This is a genomic window from Stenotrophomonas sp. SMYL41, from assembly GCF_036319965.1.
In the GTDB taxonomy this organism is placed as follows: domain Bacteria; phylum Pseudomonadota; class Gammaproteobacteria; order Xanthomonadales; family Xanthomonadaceae; genus Stenotrophomonas; species Stenotrophomonas maltophilia_R.
Map to the genome: position 1 here is coordinate 1 of NZ_JAWIRX010000012.1, position 18,897 is coordinate 18,897.

Consider the following 18,897-nt stretch of genomic DNA (forward strand, 5'->3'; position numbering starts at 1 on the left):
CGGGGGCTTCGCCCCCGCTCCCCGCTACACGCAAAACCCTCGCAGCATGTTGCCCCGGTGATTGCCGGGGCTTTTTTTTTCGCGAAAAGCACCGGCTTCTGGAATTGGGTGGAGAGGGTGGGGGGGGGGGGGGGCGGCCGGGATAAGAGGGGGGGGGGGGGGCGCGCCCCCCCCCCCCGCCCCCCCCGCCCCCCCCCCCCCCCCCCCCCCCCCCCCCCCCCCCCCCCCCCCCCCCCCCCCCCCCCCCACCTCTGACAGATGGTCGCTGCTGTTGGTGGCTGTCGACCTTGGTCGACACATCGGTCAGAAATCGAAATGAACATAGGGTCAGATCCATTTTGATATCTGACAGAGATTCATCCACGCATGGCGTGGATCTACTGGCCACCAGGACAGGTCTCGAGGGAAAGCCCCCTGAGTCAGGGGGCGGCCGCGAAGCGGCCGGGGTATGGGTGCTGGTAAGAGGGGCCCGCGTTTCGCGCAGCGAAGCGTGGGAGCGACAGCGCGCATGCGATGGCGTGTACCAGGGCCGCAGGCCCTGCTGAATCCCTACCTTCCCATCGCCCTGGCGATCGCTTCCACCAGCAGCTCGCCGGTCACCGGCTTGCGCAGGAAGCCACCGATGCCGGCCGCTTCCACCTGCTGCTGAAGGTCCGGATCGGTGCGTGCGGTCACCGCCAGCAACGGCAGCATGTAGCCCTGGTTGCGCAGGTGCTGGGCCAGTTCGAAGCCGCTCAGGCCCGGGAGGTCCAGATCCAGCAGGCCGACGTCGAAATCGCCGGCACTGATCTCGCGCAGCGCCGCCAGCGCGTGGCCCGCATGCACCACCTCGTGGCCGCGTGCGCTCAACAGCCCCCGCACCACATCGGCCACGGTGGCATCGTCCTCGACCAGCAGCACCCGCAGCGGTGGCATGTTCGCCGCCTCGTCGCGATTGCCCTCCCCGGACGCCTCGGCATCACTGTCCACCACCAGTGGCAACGGCAGGGTCACGCCGAAACAGGTGCCTCGGCCCAGCTGGCTCTCCACCTGGATCCGCCCCTGCATTGCATGGGCCAGCTCGCGGCAGATCGCCAGGCCGAGGCCGCTGCCACCGTACTGCGCTGCGGTACGTGCACCGTCGGCCTGCTCGAAGCGGCGGAACAGGCGCTGCTGCTGTTCCTGGCTGATGCCGGGGCCGGTATCGCGCACTTCGAAATGCAGCGCGCGCAGTTCGCCATCGCAGCGTGCATGCAGGGTAATCGTGCCGCGGCTGGTGAATTTCACTGCATTGGACAACAGGTTGAGCAGGATCTGCCGCACGCGCATGGCATCACCGGTCGCCTGCAGGCCCGGCGGCAGCTGGTTGTCGAGGGTGAAGCGCAGGCCCTTCTGTGCGGCCAGCGGGCCCATCAGGGCCGCGAGGTCGTGCAACAGGCCATTCAAGGCAAACGACTGCGACTGCAGTTCCAGGCGGCCGGACTCGATACGCGCCAGGTCCAGCGCATCGTTGACCAGGTGCAGCAGGTGCTCGCCAGCATGCCGGATCGACTGCGTGTAGCCACGCTGCTGCGGGTCCAGTGGTGATGCCAGCAGCAACTCGCTCATGCCCAGCACGCCGGTCATCGGTGTACGGATCTCATGGCCAAGGTTGGCCAGGAAGCGGGTCTTGGCCGCCGAGGCCTGCTCGGCCAGTTCCTGCTTGTGCAGCGCCAACTGGTAGGCGTGGCGCCGCTGCAGGCGGCGTCGGTACAGCCAGGCGAACCAGCTGGTCAGCAGCAATCCGACCGACGCCAGCACCAGCAGGCCGGACAGGCTGCGCCACCACGGCGGCTGCACGCGGAATTCCAGGCTCTGCACCCGCGACCACACATGGTCGGCCGAGCGTGCCTGTACTTCCAGCCGGTAACTTCCCGGCGCCAGGCGCGAGAACAGGCGCTCGCCCGCCGGGCCGACTTCGACCCAATCCGGATCGTAGCCCGCCAAGCGGTAGCGGTAGGTATTGGACGCCGAGTCGGCGAAGGACAGCAATCGCGCGACGATGCGCAGGTCGCGGTCGCCATCGGCGATCTGCAACGGTGCATCGTGGGTCATGTCCAGCACCTGCTCGTTGCGGCGCACTTCCACCCGCTCGATCACCAGTGGGGCGCGACGTACCGAAGGCCGCACCTGCTCCGGATCGAACACCACGGCGCCCGCCGCTGTTCCGGCCACCAGGTGGCCATCGGCTGCTGCAATCAAGGTGTGCTCGCGGAACTCCTGGCTTGGCAGGCCGTCGTGCACGCCATACAGGCGCACGCTCTGCCCATCGGCGCTGACACGTACCAGGCCGCGTGCGCTGGTCGCCCAGGCCACGCCCTGCGCATCCACCACCAGGCCAGAGGCGGAAATCGCCGGATAGCCCTGTTCGGCACCGACCACCGCCTGCCGTTCCAGGCGCCCCTGGCTCCAGCGATATCGCGACAGGCGCCCGTCCTCGGACAACCAGACCTGGCCATCGCCGCCCACATGCAGCGCATGGATGGCGGTTGCCGGCGCCCCCGGCACCGGCTGGAAGCGCTCGCTTTCCGGCAACCACTGCAGCAGGCCACGGCTGCTGGCCAGCCAGATGTGGTCCTGCGGACCGCATTCCACATCGAGGTTGAGCTGGCCCTGCTGCAGTCCGCGCTGGCCATTGTCCAGCTGGCGACGCACGCGCCCGTCGAGGTCGCGCTGCTGCAGGCCTGCGGGCAGCATCAACCAGAGGCTGTCGCCATCGCAGGTCATCATCGCTTCGATGACCCCTTCCATCGCTGCATCGGCACCGGCGTCGCGCCCCCAGCGGCGCACGTCGCGCCGTTGCGGGTCGTAGCGCACCAGCGCATCGGTCGACCCGATCCAGACCTGGCCGCGACGGTCCTCACGTACCGACGACAACCAGTGCATGCCGTTGACCCAGGTACGGTGCTGTTCGATCCTGCCCGTTTTCGGATCGAAGCGATCCAGCGCGCCATGGCTGCCCACGGTCCAGACGCCGCCATTGCTGGACGGGCTGGTGCCCAGCACCAGCGCATTGCGCAGCGAACTGGGGTCGTCCTCCAGGCGCGACAGCACCGAGAACTGCCACCAGCGTGGCAGCAGGTGCCACAGCCCGGCATTGGTGCTGGCCAACCAGATGCCCCCCTCCCGATCCTCATAGGCACCGGTCCAGTTCGGTCGTACCGGCTCGCGCGCGATCGCGCTGTACAGCGGCACGGTCTGGTACTGGCCATCGACCGCGCGCCCCAGCCCGGTGCGCGTATCCAGCCAGTGCCCGCCCTGCTCGTCGCGCAGCATCATGCCCAGCACCTGCTCGCCCGGCGGAAGCTTCCACGGGGGTGCCTCGAAGCGCCCATCCGGGCGGCGCACGGTGGCCCCGGCCAACGTGCTGATCCACAGGCTGCCATCCGGTTCGGTGGTCAAGCCGTTGATCAGCAGACTGGGAATGACGTCCGTACCGACACGCTCGAAGTCGGTCCCGGTCCAGCGCGCCACGCCATGCTTGGTGCCGATCCACAGGCTGCCATCGGGCAGCGTGGCCAGGTAGGGCACCGACGCGGAGGGCAGGCTGCGCGGATTGTTCGGCTCGGGCAGGAAGCGCTGCAGGCGGTCATGGCTGTCCAATCGATACAGGCCACCTTCGTGGGTACCGAACCAGATCGAGCCGTCAGGCGTGCTGGCCAGGCTCCAGACCGTGTTGGTGCCCATCAACGGCTGGCTGCTGCGGTCGTAGAAGTGCAGCTGCCGACGGTCGGCCGACATGCGCACCAGGCCGGCATTCTCGGTCCCTATCCACAGCTGGTTGCGGGCATCGACCAGCACCGTCCAGATGCGGTTGTCACGCAGCCCGTCCTCCGAGCGCCACACCCGGTAGGTGCGCCCGTCATAACGGGCCAGGCCATCGTTGGTGGCGATCCACAGGTAACCGTACCGGTCCTCGGCCATGCGGTTGACGGTATTGGACGGCAAGCCATCGAACACCGTCACCTGCCGCGGGCTGGGAGGCACCGGCTGTGCCGCAGCGGGCAACGCGCAGCACAGCAGGACCAGCAGCAGCATCGCCGCCCGCAGATACACCACCGATTGCCTCCTCACGCTGATCCTGATGATTCCCGCGCTGCGGGCGTCGGCATGGTAAACCGAAAGTCGCGCCGTTCACGCCCGGCGCCGACGCAGTCACGCAGTCGCCTGCCGTTTCGCACGCGCCTGGGCGATGGCCGCCACCAACAGGTCGCCGGTCACCGGCTTGCGCAGGAAGCCATCGAAGCCTGCGGCCAGTACCTGGGTTTCGGCATAGGCATCGGAACGGGCAGTCACTGCCACCAAGGGCAGTTCATAGCCCATGGTGCGCAGCTGGCGGGCGATGGCCGTACCGTCCAGTGCGGGCAGATCAAGATCGAGCAGGCCGACGTCGAAACCCTCGGTGGCGATCTCCGACAGCGCGCCCAGGCCATGCAGCACGTGCACCACCTCGTGCCCGCGCACTCGCAGCAGACCAGCGATGACTTCGGCCACCGTGGCATCGTCCTCGACCAGCAGGATGCGCAGCGGCGGCAGTTCCGGCAGGGCCGCCACCTCGCCCGCCGTGCTGGCGGACTGCCGCGTCCAGGGCAATGGCAGACGCACACGGAACCGCGCGCCCTTGCCTGGCTGGCTGTCCACTTCGATACATCCGCCCATGGCCATCGCAAGTTCCTGGCAGATCGCCAGCCCCAGCCCGCTGCCACCGTAGCGCGATGCGGTGCGCGGGCCGTCGGCCTGTTCGAATCGATGGAACAGGCGCTGCTGCTGCTCGGCATTGATGCCCGGGCCACTGTCATGCACTTCGAAACACAGGCCGCCCTTTTCTTCCAGGCGTACGGCCAGGCCGACGTGGCCACGCTCGGTGAACTTGATGGCGTTGCCGAGCAGGTTCAGCAGGATCTGGCGCACACGCATTTCGTCGCCGCTGACGCTGACCGGCCCTGCGGGGTCCTCACCACGCTGGAATTCAAGCTGGCGCTGCTGCGCCATCGGCTGCATCAGGCCCTGCACCTGGTCGAGCAGCTCCTCCAGGTCGAACGGATGCAGGTCCAGCTCCAGCCGCCCGGCTTCGATGCGGGCCAGGTCCAGCGCATCGTTGACCAGCCGCAGCAGATGGCTGCCGGCCTGCTGGATCGACCCCGCGTAACCGCGCTGCACCGGATCGAGCGGAGTGGCCAGCAGCAGCTCGCTCATGCCCAGCACGCCGGTCATCGGCGTGCGCACTTCGTGGCCAAGCGTGGCCAGGAAACGGCTCTTGGCCTGGGAGGCCTGCTCGGCCAGCTGCTGCTTGTGCACCGTCAGCTGCCATTGCTGGCGACGACGCAGCCGCGCGCGGACCGACCAGACCAGGACCACCAACAGCAGCGACCCCAGCAGGATGTAACCGAAAATCGCCATGCCGCTGCGCCACCACGGCGGCAGCACCTTCACATGCAACTGCTGCGAAGGCGTCCATGCGCCCCGGGCGGTCGCCGCCTGCACCTCGATGACGTAGCTGCCGGTCGGCAGCCGCGACAGGGTGCGCTGGCCATCGCCCCCCTGCTCCACCCAATCCTGATCGTAACCCTGCACGCGGAAACGGTAACGGTTGCCCTGCGGGCTGGCGTAGGACAGCAGTCGTGCATCGATCTGCAGATCGCGGTCATCCGGTCCCAGCAACAGGGTGCCGGTGACCGGCAACGGTTGCCAGCCGCGCGCATCATCGCGGCGCACCCGCACTTCGGCGATCACCAGCGATGAAGACGGCAGCACGGTGTCGTCGGCATTCACATCGAAGGCAACCAACCCGGTCTGGGTGACGGCCAGCACGCGGCCGTCGGCGTTGACCGCCGGCGGGCGGCCGGTGAACTCCGCATCGGAGAGGCCATCGCGTTCGTTGAACTGCTGCAGGCGCCGCGTCTTCGGGTCCCAGCGCAGCAGGCCGCGCGGCGTGGTGGCCCACAGCTGGCCATTGTCGGCCAGCGCCAGCCCCCCCATGGTGACCGGCGGCACGCCCGCACTGGCGTCGATGCGCTGGATCAGGCGCAGGCTCATGCCATCCCACTGGTAGCGCTCGAACGCACCTTGGCGCGCCAGCCACAACTGCTGCGGATCGATCCACACCAGGTCGTAGATGGGCCCGCGCGAAACGCCCGGTACTGCCTCGAAGCGTCCAGCCTGCTCGCGCCAGATGCCCATGTCGCCCATCACCCAGGGCCGGCCATGGGCGTCGAAGCGGATCTGCTCGATCGGCGCATCGGCCGTTCCGCGGAAATGCTCCAGCGGATAGCTGTGCAGCAGCCGCCCGTCCGGACTGCGCTGCTGCAGGTCCAGGCCCATCACCGACACCCACACCGTGCCGTCAGGCGCCTGCCGCATCAGGTCGATGCGCTGGCGCAGGTCGGCACTGCCATCGATCCGCAGATCGCGCAGCGCGCCGGTGGCCGGATCGTAGACAGTGATGCGACCGCCGCGTCCCAGCCACAGGCGACCATCCGGGCGCGGCAACACCGACCACACCACGCCATTGCCGAGCTGCCGGTCGCTGGCCAGCAGGCGCAGGGTGCCCTGCGCATCCAGCTGGTACACCCCTCGCGCCGAGCCGACGTAGTAGTTCTTCCCGTCGCTGGCCGCGCTCAACAGGTACTGGCTGTCCAGCGGCTTGCCGTCGAGCTGGTTCCAGATCGAGAAGCGCCGCCAGTCCGGCGGCAGATAGGCCAGGCCCTGGGTCAGCAGCGCCACCCACAATCCGCCCTCGTGATCCTGCAGCAGATCGAGCACGCCGCTGTGCGCGGTCAGGAAGCCGCTGCCGCGGTCGCCTTCCAGCCGGCGCAGCGCCGCCGCATCCCCTCGCAACAGGCCATCGGAGGTGCCAGCCCAGTAGCCCCCCTGGCGATCGGCCAGGACCAGGGCCGAGCGCAGCTGGGCGCTGTCGGGCCAGCGCGGGCGACTGACCCGGTCCTGGCCATCGATGCGGTACAGGCCATCGTTCTGGCTGCCTACCCAGATCGAACCCTCCGCATCACGGCTCAACCGGAGCACGCTCAGCGTACCCAGTTCCCGCGCGCCTACCGGCTCGAACCCGCTGCCATTCCAACGTGCCACACCGGCTTCGGTGCCCACCCACAGGCGGCCCTGTGCATCGACCAGGCTGGTGAAGATGCTGTTGCTGGGCAGGCCACCCGGATGCGCTGGATCATGGGTGAAAAGGCGCACGCTGCCATCTTCGCCAAGACGGCAGACGCCATGGTTGTTGGTACCGATCCACAAGGCGTCGTCGACATAGGCCAGTGCCCAGAACTGCCCCTGGCAGGTGGAATTGACCGTGTCGAAGGTCCGGAAGCGTTCGCGATCGGCATCCAGGCGGGCAACGCCCTTGCCGTTGATGCCCAGCCAGACCCGGTCCAGCGGGTCGATCAGCAGGGTCTCGATCTCGTTTCCAGGCAGCGAGCCCGGCTGTTCCGGATCGTGCTCCCAGACCCGCAGGCTGTTGCCGTCATAACGGGCGAGCCCACCGTCAGTGGCCGCCCAGATGTGGCCCTGGCGGTCCTCGGCCAGCGCCACCACCATGCGCGACGGCAAGCCTTCGGCGGCACCGAATCGGCGCAGGCGCGGTGTTTCTGCCATGTCCAGGGTTGCAGCCGCCGTGGCCATCGCCACCAGCAGCAGACCCATACCTGCGATGCCACGGCACCACCGGCGCCAGCCGCTCGTCATCCTGAACCCCCTGTCCTGGGCCGATTGTCACACAGGGCCGGGTTCATGGCTGCAACAGCGTGTTTCCAGCGGTGGCGCCACCACGAACTGTTGCAGCCATGCACGCAACGTTGGCAGGGGGCTGTGCGTATGATCACAGCGTCCCCTTCCGGAGCCCGCCATCGATGCGTCCCTGCCTGGCCCTGCTGCCGATGCTGCTCGCCACCGCCCCTGCCTGGGCGGCCGCTGACACCTATCGCCTCGATCCGGTGCATACGCGGGTGCTGTTTTCCATCGACCACGCGGGTTACTCGCAGGCCATGGGCACGGTGTCCGGCAGCGAAGGCCGCGTGCTGTTCGATCCCGACAACTGGCGCGACGCCACCCTGGAAGTGGACATCCCCGTGTCGCGACTGGACCTGGGCGACGCCAAGTGGAACCAGGCCACGCTGGCCCGCAGCCTGCTCGACGGCGAGCGATTCCCCAGCGCACGCTTCGTCTCCAGCCGGGTCGAACCGATCGACGCCAAGCGTGCGCATGTGATCGGCACGCTGACCCTGCGCGGGGTCAGCCAGGAAGTCACCCTGGACGTGACCCTCAACGCGCTCAAGCGCTACCCGCTCCCTCCATTCCGACGCACCGCCGGGTTTTCCGCCAGTACTACGCTGAGCCGGCGCGCGTTCGGCATCACCGCCTGGCCGGGCGTCATCGGTGATGCGGTACAGGTGAGGATCGAGGCTGAAGCCACCCTCGACCGCAGCGACGCCCCGGGAACTCCCGCCCCCGTTCCACACTCCGACAACACGACGGCCCCCAAGGACCCTTCATGACCGCCAAGAACACCCCTGCCGCCTGGGGGAGTGTCAGCCAGATCCTGCACTGGTTGATCGCACTGCTGATCCTCGCCTTGGGCGTGGTTGGCCTGACCATGGGCGAACTGCCCAAGACGCCCAGGTACTTCTGGGTCTACACCGCGCACAAGTCGATCGGCATCACCGTGCTGGCACTGGTGCTGTTCCGTCTAGGCTGGCGCCTGTATGCCGGGGCACCGAAGCCGGTGCCGGGCGTGCCCAGCTGGCAGGAACGCATCGCCAGTGCCACCCACGTGCTGTTGTATGTGCTGATGTTCGCCATCCCGCTGTCGGGCTGGCTGTACGACTCGGCCAGTGGCCTGCGCCCGTTCCGCTGGTTCGGCCTGGTCGACGTGCCCAAGCTGAGCGGCCCCGACCCGCAGGTCGTCGCGGTGTCCCATGCCCTCCACGAATACGGCTTCTGGCTGTTGATCGCGGTGGTGCTGGCCCATGCCGGCGCTGCCTTCTACCACCACCTGTTCCAGCGCGATGCAACGCTGTCCCGCATGTTGCCGCGCGGCTGGCTCGCCTCCCCTCAGAAGGACTGACCGATGAACCTGAAACTGACCACTCCGGCCGCCGTGGCCGCCGCCCTGGCCGGCATGCTGGCTACCGTCCCGGCGCTTGCTGCGGACTATGCGCAGGCCCCGGGCGCCGGCTCGATCCTGGTGTTCGCCACCAAGTACGACGGCGAAGTGTTCACCGGCAGCTTCCCGGGCTTTGCCACCAAGCTCAGCTTCGACCCGGCCAACCCGGCCGCCGGTTCGCTGGACGTGGTGATTCCGCTGGCTGGCGCCAAGAGCGGCAACAGCGATCGTGACTCGACCCTGCAGGGCGCCGACTTCTTCAATGTCAGCAAGTTCGCCACCGCGCGTTACACCGCCAAGGGCTTCCGCGCAGTGGGCAACGACCAGTTCGCCGCCGATGGCACCCTGGAGCTGCGCGGCGTCAGCAAGCCGGTCACCCTCACTTTCACCTGGAAGCCGGGCACCCAGCCGGTGCTGACCGGCAAGGCCACGGTCAAGCGCCTGGACTTCGGCGTCGGCGGCGGTGACTGGGCGGACACCAAGACCATCCCGGACGACACCGCAATCAGCACGATCGTGAAGTTCGACGCGAAATAAAGCGGGTCTGGTAGTGCCGGCCGCTGGCCGGCATCACCGGGCATGGCGGGGTTGCCCCCCAGCGGCCGGCACTACCGCAAGATTCAACGCCCTGCGGCCAGCCAGGCCTGCACCGTGGCCGCATCGAACGGCCAGTCCAGCTCGCGCTCGCCGTGCTCGTCGCGCAGCACCGGCACCCGCGCGCCATAGCGCGCTTCCAGCGCCGGCTGGTCATCGAGGAACACCGACTCGAACTCCGGCGCCCGCGCTTTGGCCAGTTCGGCCAGCGCCAGGTCGCACAGGTGGCAATCGTCACGCTGGATCAGGGTCAACACCGGTCAGGCTCCCGTGGCGGAAATGCTGCGCCGCAGCCATCGGATGGCCCGGCAAGCCGCTAGAATAGCCGCTTGTCCGGTACCCGCAGTTTGGCATCCATGGCTGTCAGCACGTTCGACGTTTTCAAGATCGGCATTGGCCCGAGTTCCTCGCACACCGTCGGGCCGATGAAGGCCGCCGAGCGATTCATCCATCGCTGGCTGCTCGATCCGGGCCGCCTGCACGAGGTCGCGCGCATCCGCGCCGATGTCTATGGCTCGCTGGCGTTGACCGGCCGCGGCCATGGCACCGACAAGGCGATCCTGCTGGGCCTGGAAGGCCAGCGGCCGAACCTGATCGACCCGGACATCATCCCGGCCACCCTGGAGCGCATCCGCAGCAGCAAGCGCATCCAGCTGATGGGCCAGCACGAGATCGCCTTCGACGAGAAGCGCGACCTCGGCATGAACAAGCGCCAGAAGCTGCCGTACCACACCAACGGCATGCGCTTCACCGCGTACAACGCCGACGACGAAGTGATCGCCACCCGCGATTACTACTCGGTCGGTGGCGGCTTCGTGGTCAACCAGGACGACGCGGCCGATGACCGCATCGTGCCCGACGAGACCCCGCTGCCCTACCCGTTCAAGAGCGGCGACGAGCTGCTGGCGCAGACCGCACGCAGCGGCCTGAGCATCGCCCAGCTGATGTTCGAGAACGAGAAGTGCTGGCGCAGCGAAGACGAGATCCGCGCCAACCTGCGCGAGATCTGGAGCGCGATGCAGTCCTGCGTCGCGCGTGGCATCCGCGAGGAAGGCGTGCTGCCGGGTGGCCTGAAGGTCGGTCGTCGCGCACCGGCGCTGTACCGCGAGCTGTCGTCGAAGCCGGAAGCGGCGATGCGCGATCCACTGACCACGCTGGACTGGGTCAACCTGTACGCGCTGGCAGTGAACGAAGAAAACGCCGCCGGTGGCCGCGTGGTGACCGCACCGACCAACGGCGCCGCCGGTGTGCTGCCGGCGGTGCTGCATTACTTCGACCGCTTCTGCCCCGGCGCCAACGAACAGCGCGTGTTCGACTTCCTGCTGACCTCGGCGGCGATCGGCATCCTGTACAAGGAAAACGCTTCGATTTCCGGCGCCGAAGTCGGCTGCCAGGGCGAAGTGGGCGTGGCCTGCTCGATGGCGGCCGGTGGCCTGGTTGCGGCACTGGGCGGCAACCCGAGCCAGATCGAGAATGCTGCGGAAATCGGCATGGAACACAACCTCGGCCTGACCTGCGACCCGATCGGCGGCCTGGTGCAGATCCCCTGCATCGAACGCAACGCGATGGGCGCGGTGAAGGCGATCAATGCTTCGCGCATGGCCATGCGTGGCGACGGCAAGCACAAGGTGTCGCTGGACAAGGTCATCAAGACCATGCGCGATACCGGCCGCGACATGCAGGACAAGTACAAGGAAACCAGCCGCGGTGGCCTGGCGGTGAACGTCATCGAGTGCTGAGCTGTAGAGCCGAGCCCATGCTCGGCTGATGGGGCAGGAGCAGCCGAGCATGGGCTCGGCTCTGGATCGGACGACACCATCACCACGTTCCGGTTAGGCTCGGGCTTCCCCTGCCCCGGATTGCCCCATGCGCGTGATCGCCGCTGCCCTGCTTGCCTGCCTGCCACTGTCCGCCCTTGCCACGCCGACCTATGGCCCGCGGCTGGAAGGCTTCGATTACGGCTATCCGGTGAAGACCTTCGCGCTGGAGTCGCAGCGGCAGCCGTTGGAGATGGCCTACCTGGACGTCCTGCCCAAACGCCGCGCCATCGGCGTGGTGGTACTGCTGCACGGCAAGAATTTCTGCGCCGCCACCTGGCAGCAGACCATCGCGCCGCTGTTGAACGCAGGCTACCGGGTGATCGCTCCGGACCAGGTGGGTTTCTGCAAGTCCAGCAAGCCCGAACGCTATCAGTACACGTTTGCGCAGCTGGCTGCCAACACCCATGCCCTGTTGCAGCAGCTGCAGTTGGGGGATACGCCGGTGCACCTGGTCGGTCACTCGATGGGCGGCATGCTCGCGGTGCGCTACGCGCTGATGTTCCCGCAGGACCTGCGCACGCTGTCGCTGGTCAATCCCATCGGGCTGGAGGACTGGAAAGCGCTGGGCGTTCCCTGGCGCAGCGTCGATGCGTGGTATGCCGGAGAACTCAAAACCAGCTATGACAGCATCCGCCGCTACCAGCTGGACGTGTACTACGACGGCACGTGGAAACCCGCCTACGAACCGTGGGCGCGGATGCAGTCGGGCATGTACGAAGGCCCGGGCAAGCAGGCCGTTGCATGGAGCCAGGCGCTGGCCTCGGACATGGTGTTCAACCAACCGGTGGTGTACGAACTGAAGAACCTGCAGGTGCCGACCACGCTGTTCATCGGCCAGAAGGACCGCACTGCGATCGGCCGTGACCTGGCACCGCCTGCGGTGAAGGCGGCGCTGGGCAACTATCCGGTACTCGGCAAGGCAGCGGCCGCAGCGATTCCCGGCGCGACGCTGGTCGAGTTCGCCGGACTGGGCCATTCGCCGCAGGTACAGGACCCGAAGCAGTTCAACGCCGCGTTGTTGAAGGCCTTGAAGTCCCGCTGACCGACGGCTGCTTCTGTAGCGCCGAGCATGCGCTCGGCCTTACAGGAACCATGTGATCAACCCACGATCCGCAGCACGTCATCCAGCAACGCGGCTGCGGTAACTTCCGCGCCCGCGCCCGGCCCCTGGATCAACAACGGCTGGCGGCGGTAGCGATCGCTGTGGATGGCCACGCGGTTGTCGGTGCCTGCGCCCTGCGCCAAGGGATGATCGGCCGGCAGCTCGCGCAGGCCCACCTGCGCACCTTCGCCGTCAACACGGCCAACGAAACGCAGTACGCGACCGTTGTCACGTGCCTGCTGCCAACGCGCCTGCAGCGGCGCATCCAGCTGCTCCAACGCAGCCACGGCATCTTCCAGCGGCAACGCCGCCAGCGCATCAGGCACCAGCGAATCCACCTGCACCTGCGACGCATCCAGTGCCAGCCCGCTGCTGCGCGCCAGGATCAGCAGCTTGCGGCGCACGTCCTCGCCGGACAGGTCCAGGCGCGGATCGGGTTCGGTGTAACCGGCCGCCAGTGCCTCGCGCACCGCAGCCGAAAACGGCGACTGGCCGTCATAGCGATGGAACAGCCACGCCAGCGAACCGGACAGCACGCCTTCGATGGCGTGGATGTGATCGCCACCGGCCACCAGCGCGCGCAGGCTGCTCAGCAATGGCAGGCCAGCACCCACGGTCGCGCTGTCGCCATAACGCGCGCCACTGTCGGCACAGCTTTCGGCAATGGCCTGCGCACGGGCCAGCTGCGCGCCACGGCCCAGCTTGTTGGCGGTCACCACGTGCACGCCGCGTGCCAACCATTGCACGTGGCGGGCGGCCACGTCTTCACTGGCCGTCGCATCCACTACCACGTCGCCCCGTTCCAGCCCTTCGGCGCTCGCCCATGGCGGCGAACTCTGGCCATCGCGTGGTGCGCGACGTGCCAGTTCCAATGGCAGCACCAGGTCGCGATCAATCTCCAGCGCGGTACGTGAATTGGCCAGCCACTGCACGCTGGGCAGTTCCAGCCCGCGTGCCTGCAGCAACTGGTAGCGCTGCACGAAGGCCGAGCCGACCGTGCCGGTACCCAGCAGCGCCAGGCGTCCTGCGCCCAGCACGGGAATTTCAGCGGCGAGCGCGCTCATGCATCCACCACCTGTTTGCGGCGCGCAGCCGCATCGATCACGGCTTCGGCGCGCTGCAGCGCAGCGCCGAGGTCCGCCAGCAGGTCACGCTCGGCCTCGATGCCAACCGACAGGCGCAGCAGCCCTTCGCTGATGCCAGCCGCTGCGCGTGCTTCGGCGGTCATCGCTGCATGGGTCATGGTGGCCGGATGCGCGATCAGGCTTTCGACGCCGCCCAGCGATTCGGCCAGGGTGAAACAGCGCAGTCCGTCGACAAACGCACGCACCGCCGCGTGCGGATCATCACCGGCACAGTGCGCCAGTTCGAACGACAGCATCGCGCCGAAGCCATTCTGCTGGCGCGCGGCGATGGCGTGGCCCGGGTGATCGGCCAGGCCTGGGTAGTACACCGCGCCGACCGCCGGATGCTGGTCCAGCAGGGCAACGATGGACGCAGTGTTTTCCTGGTGCACGCGCAGGCGCGCGTCCAGCGTGCGCAGGCCGCGCAGGGTCAGGAAGGCATCGAACGGCGAGCCGGTCAGGCCCAGCGCATTGCCCCACCACACCAGCTGCTCGTGCAGCGCCGGATCGCGCGCAACCACCGCGCCACCGACCACATCGCTGTGTCCGTTGATGTACTTGGTGGTGGAGTGCAGCACCAGGTCCGCGCCAAACGACAGCGGCTGCTGCAGGGCCGGCGACAGGAAGGTGTTGTCAACCACCACGAGTGCGCCAGCCTTGTGCGCGGCATCGATGACGAAACGCAGGTCGGTGATGCGCAGCAGCGGATTGGACGGGGTTTCCACCAGCACCAGTTTCGGCTGCGTGGCCAGCGCCTGCGCCAGCGCACGCGGATCGGTCAGGTCGGCGGTGACCAGCTCGAAGTGGCCCTTCTTTGCCAGCGCATTGAACAGGCGCCAGCTGCCACCGTAGGCATCGTGCGGCACCACCAGGGTGTCACCCGGCTGAAGCAGCGCGTTCAGCACCAGGTTGATCGCGCCCATGCCGGTCGCAGTGATGACGCCGCCGGCGCCGCCTTCCAGTTCGGCCAGCGCCTCGCCGAGCAGGTCGCGGGTCGGGTTGCCACTGCGCGTGTAGTCGTACTGGCGCTTGTTGCCGAAGCCTTCAAAGCTGAAGTTCGACGACAGCACGATCGGCGGCGTGACCGCGCCATGCGCGGTGTCCCGATCGATGCCGGCACGGACGGCGGCAGTGGTACGACTACAGGACGGCTCGTTGGCGTGCAGGCTCATGCGGACTCTCCAGAAGTGCGGAAGGCGGTGGCGAGGATCGCGTCGATGCGATCGGTTTCTTTGAGAAAGGCGTCGTGGCCGTAGGGCGAGCGCAGCACGCGCAGGCTGCCGCGCGGACCCAGCCCTTCGACCAGGCCGACCAGGTCGGCCAGCGGCACCAGGCGGTCGCCCTCCACCGCCACCACCACGGTCGGCGGCAGGATCGCGGTGGGATCAACGCGATGCAGGTCGATCGATTCGGACAGGCGCAGGTAGGCGGTCACCGGCGTGCGCGCGACGTACTGCGCACCGGCGGCGTCGAGATAGTCTTCGGCGGCCACGCGCACGCGGCCATTGATGACCTCCGGCGCGGCATCGAAGCGCTCGCCGAATTCTTCCGGCGTGCGGTAGCTGAGCATCGCGAACTGCCGCGCCAGGGCGAGGCCATGGTCTTCGCCGCACTGCAGCTGGCCGAGCGCGACCGCGCGGCGCTGCAGTGCGCGCCAGGCGGCGGCATACGGATGCGGTCGGTGCGCGCCGCTGGCGAGCACCAGCTGGCGCACGCGGGCACGATGACGGATCGCGAACTGCTGGCCGACCAGCGCGCCGTAGGAGTAGCCCACGAACGCCTTCAGCGCGCGGATGCCGAGGTGGTCCAGCAGCAGCGCCAATGCATCGGCCTGGTCGGCGGTATCGATCGGCACATCCAGTGCACCGTCGGCACCGATGAAATCGAAGGCCAGCACGCGCAGCTGCTGCGGATCCAGCGCCCGGCCGCTGCCCACCAGGTCTTCGGCCCAGCCCTTCTCGCTGAACTGTGCGTTGGACGCCACGTGGCGGTGGGCGGAAATGCCACCGGCCAGCACCACCACCGGTGCATTGGCCGGGCCGACCCACTCATAGCGCAGGCGCACCGGGCTGGGGCCTGCGTGGCGCATCGACAGCACCGCGGCGAACTCACCGCGCTCGGCATGCACGCGGTCTTCGACCGGCACGCTGACGGGGACAAAGGGTTCGGGGCGAATGGCGGTACTGGCGGCGAAGCTCATGGCGGGATCCGGTTGGGGAATCGGCCATCGAGCCTTCGCGGGGCCCACGTTCGAGATGCACGTGTGGTGCATGGTTCGAACCATCTTTCGGTGGACGCCACGGTCCCCGCAGGATTTGGCACCTACGCAGACGCTTGCGCGCCTGCGGGCTGCCCCGGCTTCAAAGGGCCTGTCCCTCTGCCGGTCTCGATGGTGGAGCCACGATGCCAGCCCTTTTCCGCACTGTCAATCCCTTCATACGGATAAAGCGATGAATATTTTCAGGAACACTATGCGAAGGCCGTCGCGGTCGTCCCGTTCAGGATCAGCTACAGTCCCGGCGGTCCTTTTCGCTGGAAACGCCGATGCCGCGCCTGCCCCTGTCCTGCCTGCTGTTGACTCTGCTGGCGAGCGCGACCGCACACGCCGGCGACTGGCGCCAGGGGTGGGGACTGGTTCCCTCGCCTGTCCCGGCCACCCGCGCAGCCAGCGCTGAGGTCACCGCCCCCATGGCCCGGTTGCGCCTGCAGCCGGTCGGCGGGCAGTGGCAGGCCCGCATCGACAACGGGCTGGCGGGGCCGCTGCAGATCCAGCTGCGCGCCGCCCCTGGGCACCCGGTTGAAGGCCTCCCGGTCGAGTCGCTGATCCAGGGCGACAGCAGCCTGGTGGTCGGCCACCTGCCCGCCCCGATCGATGGCCGCATGCTCGATCTGCGCCTGCAGTCGGTGCCGGGCAACCCGGCCGCACAGGCCGAAGATGTCGCCTACCGCCTGCCGTTCGACGCGGCCCGCCTGCGCGTGGACCAGGCGCCGCAGGGACGCTTCAGCCATGACGACGAGGAGAACCGCGACGCGGTCGACTTCGCGCTGCCGGAGGGCACCCTGGTGCTGGCCGCGCGCGAGGGCACGGTGATGCAGATCCAGGATGGCTTCCGTGGCAACGGCCAGGACCGCGAACGTGATGGTGCCCGCGCCAACTTCATCCGCGTGCTGCACAGCGACGGCAGCATGGCCCTGTACGGCCACCTGCAGGCCGGCGGCATGCGTGTGCGTCGCGGCCAGGCGATAGGGGCCGGGCAGCCGATCGGTCTGTCCGGCAACAGCGGCTACAGCAGCGCGCCGCACCTGCACTTCGTGGTGCAGGTCAACCGGGGCATGAACCTGCGCTCGGTGCCGGTGCGCATCTTCGCCGAACAGGGCCAACTGCAGTTCGCCCGCCAGGGCGCGGCTGAAGGCGGTACCGGGCGCTGACCGGCCCCGGCCGGTATAATCGGGCGCTTATCTCTTTGAAAAGCGCCCCGGGCGGGCGCCACTGCCATGTCCGAAGTCGCCAACGAAGCGTCGCGCCGCCGCACCTTCGCCATCATTTCCCACCCTGACGCAGGCAAGACCACGCTGACCGAAAAGCTGCTGCTGTTCGGGGGCGCGATCCAGATGGCCGGTTCGGTCAAGGGCCGCAAGGCCGCCCGCCACGCCACGTCCGACTGGATGGCCCTGGAAAAGGAGCGCGGCATCTCCGTCACCTCCTCGGTGATGCAGTTCCCGTACGAAGGCAAGATCGTCAACCTGCTCGACACCCCCGGCCACGCCGACTTCGGCGAAGACACCTACCGCGTGCTGACCGCGGTGGACTCGGCGCTGATGGTGATCGACGTGGCCAAGGGCGTGGAAGAACGCACCATCAAGCTGATGGAAGTGTGCCGCCTGCGCGACACCCCGATCATGACCTTCATCAACAAGCTCGACCGCGAGGGCAAGGACCCGATCGAGCTGCTGGATGAAGTGGAAACCGTGCTCGGCATCCAGTGCGCCCCGGTGACCTGGCCGATCGGCATGGGCCAGCGCCTGAAGGGCGTGGTCCACCTGCTGACCGGCGAAGTGCACCTGTACGAACCGGGCCGCAACTTCACCCGCCAGGACTCGACCATCTTCCCGTCCATCGATGCCCCCGGCCTGGCCGAGAAGATCGGTGCGCAGATGCTGGCCGACCTGCGTGACGAACTGGAACTGGTGCAGGGCGCCAGCCACCCGTTCGACCTGCAGGCCTATCGCGAGGGCAAGCAGACCCCGGTGTTCTTCGGCTCGGGCGTCAACAACTTCGGCGTGCAGCCGCTGCTGGACTTCTTCGTCGAACACGCACCGGCACCGCAGGCGCGCTCCACCACCGGTCGCGAGATCGCCCCGGAAGAAAACAAGCTGACTGGTTTCGTGTTCAAGATCCAGGCCAACATGGACCCGCAGCACCGCGACCGCGTGGCGTTCATGCGGGTCTGTTCGGGCCGCTTCAGCGCCGGCATGAAGACCTTCCACGTACGTACCGGCAAGGAAATGAAGCTGGCCAACGCGCTGACCTTCATGGCCAGTGACCGCGAGATCGCTGCCGAGGCGTGGCCGGGCGATGTGATCGGTATCCACAATCACGGCACCATTTCCATCGGCGACACCTTCACCGAAGGTGAAGCGGTGACCTTCACCGGCATTCCCAACTTCGCCCCGGAACTGTTCCGCCGTGCACGCCTGCGCGATCCGCTCAAGCTCAAGCAGCTGCAGAAGGGCCTGGCCCAGCTGTCCGAGGAAGGCGCGACCCAGTTCTTCCGCCCGCTCACCAGCAACGACCTGATCCTGGGTGCGGTCGGCGTGCTGCAGTTCGACGTGGCCGCCTACCGCCTGAAGGACGAGTACGGTGTGGAAGCCACCTTCGAGCCGGTCAGCGTGACCACCGCGCGCTGGGTCCACTGCAGCAACGAGAAGAAGCTGGAAGAGTTCCGCGAGAAGAACGCGCTGAACCTGGCGCTGGATGCGGCCGGCCATCTGGTCTACCTGGCACCGACCCGGGTCAACCTGCAGCTGGCCCAGGAACGCTCGCCCGATGTGCGCTTCTCGGCCACCCGCGAAGCGGCGCATACCGTTTCGGTGGGCTGATGCCACGGGGTCGGCGCCGTCTCC

The 18,897-nt window shown here is 68.0% G+C and carries 13 protein-coding genes and 1 riboswitch; of the genes, 7 read left to right on the forward strand and 6 right to left on the reverse strand.

The window, feature by feature from the left end; all coding sequences use genetic code 11:
- Window positions 1–549: 549 nt before the first annotated feature.
- Window positions 550–4,077, reverse strand: a complete 3,528-nt coding sequence (locus tag V3B30_RS14420) for a hybrid sensor histidine kinase/response regulator (RefSeq protein WP_262082849.1) — start codon at window positions 4,075–4,077, stop codon at window positions 550–552.
- A gap of 96 nt (window positions 4,078–4,173) precedes the next feature.
- The gene (locus V3B30_RS14425) at window positions 4,174–7,716 is read right to left on the reverse strand and encodes an ATP-binding protein (protein WP_262082850.1); all 3,543 of its coding nucleotides are present in this window, start codon (window positions 7,714–7,716) and stop codon (window positions 4,174–4,176) included.
- A gap of 164 nt (window positions 7,717–7,880) precedes the next feature.
- Between V3B30_RS14425 and V3B30_RS14430 the strand changes: the two genes are divergently transcribed.
- From V3B30_RS14430 to V3B30_RS14440, 3 genes are read left to right on the forward strand one after another with little or no spacing between them, the layout of a single operon-like run.
- A complete protein-coding gene (locus V3B30_RS14430) occupies window positions 7,881–8,525 on the forward strand; it encodes a YceI family protein (RefSeq protein WP_100473619.1) in 645 nt (214 codons plus the stop codon).
- The gene (locus V3B30_RS14435) at window positions 8,522–9,094 is read left to right on the forward strand and encodes a cytochrome b (protein WP_100473620.1); all 573 of its coding nucleotides are present in this window, start codon (window positions 8,522–8,524) and stop codon (window positions 9,092–9,094) included. Before V3B30_RS14430 ends, V3B30_RS14435 begins: the two co-directional genes overlap by 4 nt.
- 3 nt (window positions 9,095–9,097) lie before the next feature.
- Complete coding sequence (locus V3B30_RS14440; RefSeq protein ID WP_262082851.1) at window positions 9,098–9,670, forward strand: YceI family protein; 573 nt, start codon at window positions 9,098–9,100, stop codon at window positions 9,668–9,670.
- Between the two features lie 83 nt (window positions 9,671–9,753).
- Here V3B30_RS14440 and V3B30_RS14445 read toward each other — a convergent pair whose 3' ends face one another.
- A complete protein-coding gene (locus V3B30_RS14445) occupies window positions 9,754–9,984 on the reverse strand; it encodes a glutaredoxin family protein (protein ID WP_262082852.1) in 231 nt (76 codons plus the stop codon).
- 99 nt (window positions 9,985–10,083) lie between these two features.
- Here V3B30_RS14445 and V3B30_RS14450 point away from each other — a divergent pair, with 99 nt between their 5' ends.
- Together V3B30_RS14450 and V3B30_RS14455 are read left to right on the forward strand one after the other, a co-directional pair.
- Window positions 10,084–11,466 carry an L-serine ammonia-lyase gene (locus V3B30_RS14450; protein WP_049456519.1) on the forward strand — a complete coding sequence of 461 codons (1,383 nt, stop codon included), beginning with the start codon at window positions 10,084–10,086 and terminating at the stop codon, window positions 11,464–11,466.
- Window positions 11,467–11,593: 127 nt separating this feature from the next.
- On the forward strand, window positions 11,594–12,589 hold the full coding sequence (locus V3B30_RS14455) for an alpha/beta hydrolase (RefSeq protein ID WP_100473623.1): 996 nt from the start codon (window positions 11,594–11,596) through the stop codon (window positions 12,587–12,589).
- 56 nt (window positions 12,590–12,645) lie between these two features.
- Here V3B30_RS14455 and V3B30_RS14460 read toward each other — a convergent pair whose 3' ends face one another.
- The 3 genes from V3B30_RS14460 to V3B30_RS14470 are packed head-to-tail and all read right to left on the reverse strand — an operon-like array spanning window position 12,646 to window position 15,973.
- The gene (locus V3B30_RS14460; RefSeq protein ID WP_100473624.1) at window positions 12,646–13,713 is read right to left on the reverse strand and encodes a homoserine dehydrogenase; all 1,068 of its coding nucleotides are present in this window, start codon (window positions 13,711–13,713) and stop codon (window positions 12,646–12,648) included.
- Window positions 13,710–14,945, reverse strand: coding sequence for an O-succinylhomoserine (thiol)-lyase (locus tag V3B30_RS14465; RefSeq protein WP_046432019.1), 1,236 nt, complete (start codon window positions 14,943–14,945; stop codon window positions 13,710–13,712). Before V3B30_RS14465 ends, V3B30_RS14460 begins: the two co-directional genes overlap by 4 nt.
- On the reverse strand, window positions 14,942–15,973 hold the full coding sequence (locus V3B30_RS14470) for a homoserine O-succinyltransferase (RefSeq protein WP_100473625.1): 1,032 nt from the start codon (window positions 15,971–15,973) through the stop codon (window positions 14,942–14,944). Before V3B30_RS14470 ends, V3B30_RS14465 begins: the two co-directional genes overlap by 4 nt.
- A gap of 77 nt (window positions 15,974–16,050) precedes the next feature.
- Window positions 16,051–16,169: riboswitch (SAM riboswitch) on the reverse strand.
- A gap of 148 nt (window positions 16,170–16,317) precedes the next feature.
- Here V3B30_RS14470 and V3B30_RS14475 point away from each other — a divergent pair.
- Together V3B30_RS14475 and V3B30_RS14480 are read left to right on the forward strand one after the other, a co-directional pair.
- Complete coding sequence (locus tag V3B30_RS14475; RefSeq protein ID WP_262082853.1) at window positions 16,318–17,202, forward strand: M23 family metallopeptidase; 885 nt, start codon at window positions 16,318–16,320, stop codon at window positions 17,200–17,202.
- A gap of 66 nt (window positions 17,203–17,268) precedes the next feature.
- Window positions 17,269–18,873 carry a peptide chain release factor 3 gene (locus V3B30_RS14480; protein ID WP_262082854.1) on the forward strand — a complete coding sequence of 535 codons (1,605 nt, stop codon included), beginning with the start codon at window positions 17,269–17,271 and terminating at the stop codon, window positions 18,871–18,873.
- Window positions 18,874–18,897: the final 24 nt, after the last annotated feature.

Coding starts and splice junctions, on each gene's coding strand:
- V3B30_RS14425 (WP_262082850.1), bottom strand. CDS start 7,716: ATGACGAGCGGCTGGCGCCGGTGGTGCCGTGGCATCGCAGGTATGGGT.
- V3B30_RS14430 (WP_100473619.1), top strand. CDS start 7,881: ATGCGTCCCTGCCTGGCCCTGCTGCCGATGCTGCTCGCCACCGCCCCT.
- V3B30_RS14435 (WP_100473620.1), top strand. CDS start 8,522: ATGACCGCCAAGAACACCCCTGCCGCCTGGGGGAGTGTCAGCCAGATC.
- V3B30_RS14440 (WP_262082851.1), top strand. CDS start 9,098: ATGAACCTGAAACTGACCACTCCGGCCGCCGTGGCCGCCGCCCTGGCC.
- V3B30_RS14450 (WP_049456519.1), top strand. CDS start 10,084: ATGGCTGTCAGCACGTTCGACGTTTTCAAGATCGGCATTGGCCCGAGT.
- V3B30_RS14455 (WP_100473623.1), top strand. CDS start 11,594: ATGCGCGTGATCGCCGCTGCCCTGCTTGCCTGCCTGCCACTGTCCGCC.
- V3B30_RS14460 (WP_100473624.1), bottom strand. CDS start 13,713: ATGAGCGCGCTCGCCGCTGAAATTCCCGTGCTGGGCGCAGGACGCCTG.
- V3B30_RS14465 (WP_046432019.1), bottom strand. CDS start 14,945: ATGAGCCTGCACGCCAACGAGCCGTCCTGTAGTCGTACCACTGCCGCC.
- V3B30_RS14470 (WP_100473625.1), bottom strand. CDS start 15,973: ATGAGCTTCGCCGCCAGTACCGCCATTCGCCCCGAACCCTTTGTCCCC.
- V3B30_RS14475 (WP_262082853.1), top strand. CDS start 16,318: ATGCCGCGCCTGCCCCTGTCCTGCCTGCTGTTGACTCTGCTGGCGAGC.
- V3B30_RS14480 (WP_262082854.1), top strand. CDS start 17,269: ATGTCCGAAGTCGCCAACGAAGCGTCGCGCCGCCGCACCTTCGCCATC.